The following is a 5,348-nucleotide window of genomic DNA, read 5'->3' as shown; positions in this document are numbered from 1 at the left end:
ATATAAATTTTGCTTATTCTTATAAATTCAACAAATTATTTAATTCGCAAGAGTCTATATCCTATTAAAAATTAAGGGGGTATCACGATGAGAAAGAAATTTACAAGTATTATTCTGACTTTGACATTAGTATTTATGTGTGCTTTGACAGGAGTAGCTGAAGCGGCACAAGTATCTGCTGCGACTGGTTCAAGTTCTGCAGCTAGTGTAAAATCAGGCGACTACATGTACTATTCTATAGAAAACAAGCTATACAAGGTAAATGTAAGCACTAAGAAAACGACATTGGTTTACAAAAATAGCAACACAGACAAACGTATGTGGGATTTGACTGTTAAGGATGGTTGGATTTATGGTAAGATAGTTGATTCTGGTCCATATGAAGCAGAGTCAGTTGGATATGTTTTTAGAGTTAGAACTACTGGTAAGAATTTCAAAAAAATGAAACTAGGTACAAATCCAGTTATATATAATGGAAGTATTTACTATTATAAATGTAAACTAAGTGCTGATGGAAATTTTTATGATGGTGTTGGAATTTACAAGATGACTCTATCTGGAAGTAGTGAAAAATGTATAAAGAAAACTAGTTCATTAAATGAATTTATAATTTACAAATCAAATATATATTATACAAATACTGGTACAAAAGACAAGGATTATTTGAGACGTATGCCAATAGCAGGTGGAACTTCAAAGATTATGTTCTCTTTTGATCATGATATCTGTAGTGTTTACTCATTGAAGGCATATAATGATTATATCTATTTTAATTTCTTAGATGGTAGTAATGGAGATGAAATAATATACAAAATAAAGACTACTTCAACTACAAAGTATAAAGCTGTTACTACTGGAGGAGTAAATGGATTCTTAGATTTAATGGATTTGAATAGTGGTTATATCTATTATTCACTTTATAATCGTGAAAAAGACTGTGCATATCTTTATAGAATGAATTTGAGTACTAAGGCTAAGACTCTTATCATGAAAAAGGACTATATTGTTGATGCAACTGTATCTAGTGGATATATGATTGTGACTTATAATTATTTTGATGAGAACGCTGGTTACATAGACGACAATACTTGCAAGTATCTATGTACTACAACTGGTAAGAGTGGTAAGATATTGGGTACTTATTGGACTTTCATGTAGATAGATTTTATTGGATAATTTTAATATTTGAATAAATTGTAAATAGCCCCAGTCGCATAATGGCTGGGGCTATTATTATATGCCTAATAAATTATTTACACTTGTTGAGCCGTTTTTGTAAGGAGCATATGCTGTGTATTCGTTGCCGGCTTTGTCTTCATAAATTACGTAAGATGATGCTGTCATAGGTGTTGCGAATTGGGCTCTAGGTATATTTATTATAGTTCCTAGGTAGACTACGTAATTTTCCTCTTTGTTCTCCTCATATAGTGCCTTTGCTATGGATCTGGCTGTGTTAGGAGTATCTAGAGTTAGGGATTCGCCTTCAGCTAATCGGTTCGCTGGTAGTATTAGGGTACCTTTTTCGATTATTTTGTCGCCGTCGTCGTAAATTTTTGTTCCGAATCTGATGCCACTTTTGTCGTCTACTATTGCCTTGACTTGGGCTCCGAGCATTTCAACGTGTGCGTATTTTGCTTTGTATGTGATGTTTTCTGTGTATTTTGAGCCTGATTTATATTCTGTAGTTATGTCGTTTGTGTCTTTAAACCAGCCTATGAATGTGTAGCCTTTTTTTGTTGGGGCTGTAGGTGTATAGTTTAATGCTTCGTCTTTGCTTATAGTTTTTTCGATTAAGTAGTCGGAACCATCGTTTGGGTCGAAGGTGATTGTTACTGATGGATCGTATTTGTAAGCTGATGTTGCCATAGGGTATTGTTCGTGGAAGCTCGCTGTGTCAAATTGGGAATCTCTTGTGTGGTCGATAAAATCGGTGCTTCCTTTTAGGAAATACTTGTAGCTTATGTTAGAGCTGGTAGAAGTATTTTCATCCCATGTGTTGTCTGTGTTGTACCAATATGAGCCTAATTTTACGATATTCCATGCGTGGTTTGGACCTGTGATTAGTCTGACACCTATGTTTAGTTCTTTTAGCATTTTGCATGTTATTGTAGCAAATCCTTGGCATACGACGCTTTTGTCTATTATTGCGTTGTAGGCAGAGTGATTTTGTAGTGAGTAATCGTAATCTATGTTTTGGACTATGTAATCGTGTACGGCTAACACTTTTTGATATGTGTCTTTGTCGTATACGTCTAGGCTGTCTAATACGTTTTTTACTTCTTTGTCGACTGCTTGTTCTTGAGAGTAAGTAGTTAAATAATTCATATTGTAGGTTAATGTTGCTTGAGTACTTGTGTAGCTTGCACTACCGCTGTAGCCGCTCCAGTTCCAGTATAGGTAATCGCCTGCGCTTGAGTCGCCGTAACCGTTGTCTTCTACGGCTTCGTTGAAAATGGCTTTGAATAATTCGCTAGAGTATGTTTGGTTGATAGTGAAGGTTATAGTGCCGTTTCTAGCTATCATTTGTTCTTTTAGGTATTCGCCTGCTTGTTCAACTGTATCAAATGTTTCGGTTTCACTTAGTAAACTAGGTGAATTGTATGGCTTAGGTGAGTAAGTTTTTATGTCTAAGTCTTCGTAAGCAGGATTAGTGTAGGTTACTGTGTCAGTTTTTAGTTTGTTAGAATTTAACGTCTCGGCGTAAGAGATGTAGGCGTTTAGAGGCATTATGCTTATGATAAGTGCAAATGCCAGAAATAATGCTGCAAATTTTTTGGTAAGTTTTTTCATGTTTGGAATTTCCCCCTTTTTTTGATTTTGTATCCTCTTTGTTTATTGAAAGAAAAATTATTGTGATAATAGTATTATATAACAAAGTGTGGCTGGTTATATAGTTAATTTAGCAAAATGTTGAGGTGGATAGGTGAAGGTCATTGTGAATATGTTAAATGACTTTGTGATTAATATTTCTGGCGTTATCATTACAAGTGATGGAAAAAATTGCGAGTTTTAAATTTACTTACTTCTGTTTATAATTTATAAATGATGATAGATTAGAGGAAGAGGTGACTATTATGACAAAAACATTATATGATCCAGAAGTTGAAAAAAGAGGAATTGAAAAGGGTATCAAACAAGGAATAGAGGAAGGTATCAAACAAGGTATTGAGAAAGGTATCGAACAAGGTGTTGAAAAAGGAAGAAATATGGAAAAAATTAAAAATGCGAAAAAGCTTTTAGATGTACTTGATGACAAGACAATATCAGAGAAATTAGAATTAGATGAAAGCATTGTAAAAAGCTTGAGAGAAGAGGCTTCAAGTAATTAAAAATTCACGGTAAAACTCCAGTCAAATGTGTGGCTGGAGTTTTTTGATGAAAAATTTCACTTTTTAATGTATTAATTTTATTATGTGAAATACAATTATCTAATATAAATTATCCTATATAGAATAAGCTCCAGCTATTGTGATTATATTTAACAACCTTGTGATATAGCTATAGAGTAGTCAAAGTGTTGGAAATAAAATAAGGCTGATTTGTGTGATTAAGATATAGATTTTTTAGTAAGGTATGTGCAGGATCAAATAAAAAATATATAATTCATGGTTTGAAAGTGAAATTGAGAGAAGAAATGAAGTTTTGTAGGGGTATTTTAAAAAGGGAGATTAAGTATTCTAAGTGTGGAAATGTATACTTGGATAAAAGTGGGAAGATTAATGAAAAGCATCAACACAAAGTTGTTAAATATAATCATACGGGGTGCGGTTACTAGGTGCAGGGTAAAGGATGAATTGTGGGTGTGGAAAATGGGGCTACGCTGGGAGGAGGAAGCTTCGCTTGAGATGTGGATTGGGAAGATAATGAGGGCGTAGATGTTTGTAGCATTTTAAAAGTTCTAGCGAGTTTGTTTGGGTTGGGCTAGAACTTTTTGGGGAAGGATTTATTATTTGGGGATAAATTCTTCGACGTATTTTGGGCTGGCGGTTATGTAGAAGCCTGATTTTAGTTTGTACATGTTTGTTGTGGACTTTTGGATTAGGTCTACGACTGTGAAGATTTGGCCGGGTGTGGCTTCGCCAGCGATGCTTGTTTTTTTGAAGTTTGGCTCTGTTCTGTAGTTTACGTTTTGGATGACTTTTATCATTTTTGGTATTTTGGATGAGCCTTCGGCTGTGCAGTTTGTTATGTCGCTTACGCGGATTTTGCCTTCTTTTAGGTTTTGGCAGTCTTGTTTGAACTGCTGCATTTTGTCCGGATTTTTGACCATGTAAATAGGGCAGAGTTTGTATTTTTTGCCGACTACGTCTGTGTGAGTTATGATGTCTTTTTGACAGTCGAGTTTTTTGTACTGGCACAACCATGCGCATAGCCAGACCATGCTTTTGTAGGTCGCGTCGGTGTAGTGATTGTCCGCGCCTGTTGTTGCGACTTCTACTGCGATGGCGTAGGAGTTGGCGCTGTTGGTTGCGTAACAGATTTCTGTTGTTGGGATTAGCTGGTAAATTGTGCCATCGAGGTCGATTATGTAGTGGGCAGATGCGTAGACGTATTTGCCGTTTACTTTGTGGCCGTTTGCGACGACGTTGTTGAAGTATGAGAGAGTTTTGTGGCCGGGGACGTCTGGACTTCCGGTGTAGTGGATGGCGATTTTTTTGGCTGTTAGGGGAGTCCCTGGTCTTCCGTATTTGTTTCTTTTTTGCCATTTTTCGATTATTTTTGGTTTATTTATCATTTTGTTTCCTCCTTGTTTTTTAATTTAGATTTTAGCAAATTTATTTTATTTAGTATGAATTTTTTTAGTTTTTGGATGAGCGTGGTGTTTGGCGGCGATTCTGTTGGTTGTGGTGATTTTGCTGTGTTTGGCGCTAAGTTAGTGGTGAAAGGGAGATCGTCGTCGCCTGTGCATTCTGTTAGGTTTTCGCTAGGGGTAGTATCGCAAGGGGCATCGGCGTTTACTGTGTCTGATGTTGTGGCGTTTGATGAGTCTTGAGCTGATTTTGGTGTGTTTAGCTTGACTACTGAGCTTGCGACTACTTTTGCGAAGTTTCTGCTGTTGCCAGTGCTATCTATGAATTTGTCTATGTGCAGGTTGCCGTTTATTGCTACTAGATAGCCTTTGCCTAAATAAGTGGCGCAGTATTCGGCTTTTTTGCCCCATATTTCTATTGGGATGAAGTCTGTGAGTGAGGCTCCTTCTTTTTTGTAGGTTCTGTCGATTGCTACTGTGAATTTTGATATTGCTGTTCCTGTGTTTATGAATTTTAGTTCTGGGTCAGCTGTTAGTCTGCCTATTAGTATTACTTGGTTCATTTTGTTTCCTCCTTGAGTTTTTTTATATTTATTTT

Annotated in this window: 5 protein-coding genes; 2 read left to right on the top strand and 3 right to left on the bottom strand. The window is 36.1% G+C overall.

Annotated features, from left to right (window positions below):
- Positions 1-87: 87 nt before the first annotated feature.
- Positions 88-1,158, top strand: coding sequence for a hypothetical protein (locus SPD90_RS04755; protein WP_320924466.1), 1,071 nt, complete (start codon positions 88-90; stop codon positions 1,156-1,158).
- Positions 1,159-1,233: 75 nt separating this feature from the next.
- Here the strand turns inward: SPD90_RS04755 and SPD90_RS04750 are convergent, their stop codons facing one another.
- Positions 1,234-2,790: an InlB B-repeat-containing protein gene (locus SPD90_RS04750; RefSeq protein WP_320924465.1), complete on the bottom strand. Its 1,557-nt coding sequence runs from the start codon at positions 2,788-2,790 to the stop codon at positions 1,234-1,236.
- 284 nt (positions 2,791-3,074) lie between these two features.
- Here SPD90_RS04750 and SPD90_RS04745 point away from each other — a divergent pair, with 284 nt between their 5' ends.
- Complete coding sequence (locus SPD90_RS04745; protein ID WP_320924464.1) at positions 3,075-3,329, top strand: hypothetical protein; 255 nt, start codon at positions 3,075-3,077, stop codon at positions 3,327-3,329.
- A gap of 617 nt (positions 3,330-3,946) precedes the next feature.
- Here SPD90_RS04745 and SPD90_RS04740 read toward each other — a convergent pair.
- Positions 3,947-4,735 (bottom strand): N-acetylmuramoyl-L-alanine amidase, encoded by a 789-nt coding sequence (locus tag SPD90_RS04740; protein WP_320924463.1) that lies wholly within the window; start codon positions 4,733-4,735, stop codon positions 3,947-3,949.
- Positions 4,732-5,348: single-stranded DNA-binding protein (locus SPD90_RS04735; protein ID WP_320924462.1), on the bottom strand; the 617-nt coding region annotated here is incomplete at its 5' end. The genes SPD90_RS04740 and SPD90_RS04735, both read right to left, overlap by 4 nt.

Origin of the sequence: Intestinibacter sp. (genome assembly GCF_034113885.1) — a bacterium.
In the GTDB taxonomy this organism is placed as follows: domain Bacteria; phylum Bacillota; class Clostridia; order Peptostreptococcales; family Peptostreptococcaceae; genus Intestinibacter.
Note: the sequence above shows the minus strand (reverse complement) of the source record. Positions and strands in the feature narration are given on the sequence as shown.

What these genes read in the sequence shown, in the direction of transcription:
- SPD90_RS04750 (WP_320924465.1), bottom strand. Translation starts at nt 2,790, where the DNA reads ATGAAAAAACTTACCAAAAAATTTGCAGCATTATTTCTGGCATTTGCA.
- SPD90_RS04740 (WP_320924463.1), bottom strand. Translation starts at nt 4,735, where the DNA reads ATGATAAATAAACCAAAAATAATCGAAAAATGGCAAAAAAGAAACAAA.
- SPD90_RS04755 (WP_320924466.1), top strand. Translation starts at nt 88, where the DNA reads ATGAGAAAGAAATTTACAAGTATTATTCTGACTTTGACATTAGTATTT.
- SPD90_RS04745 (WP_320924464.1), top strand. Translation starts at nt 3,075, where the DNA reads ATGACAAAAACATTATATGATCCAGAAGTTGAAAAAAGAGGAATTGAA.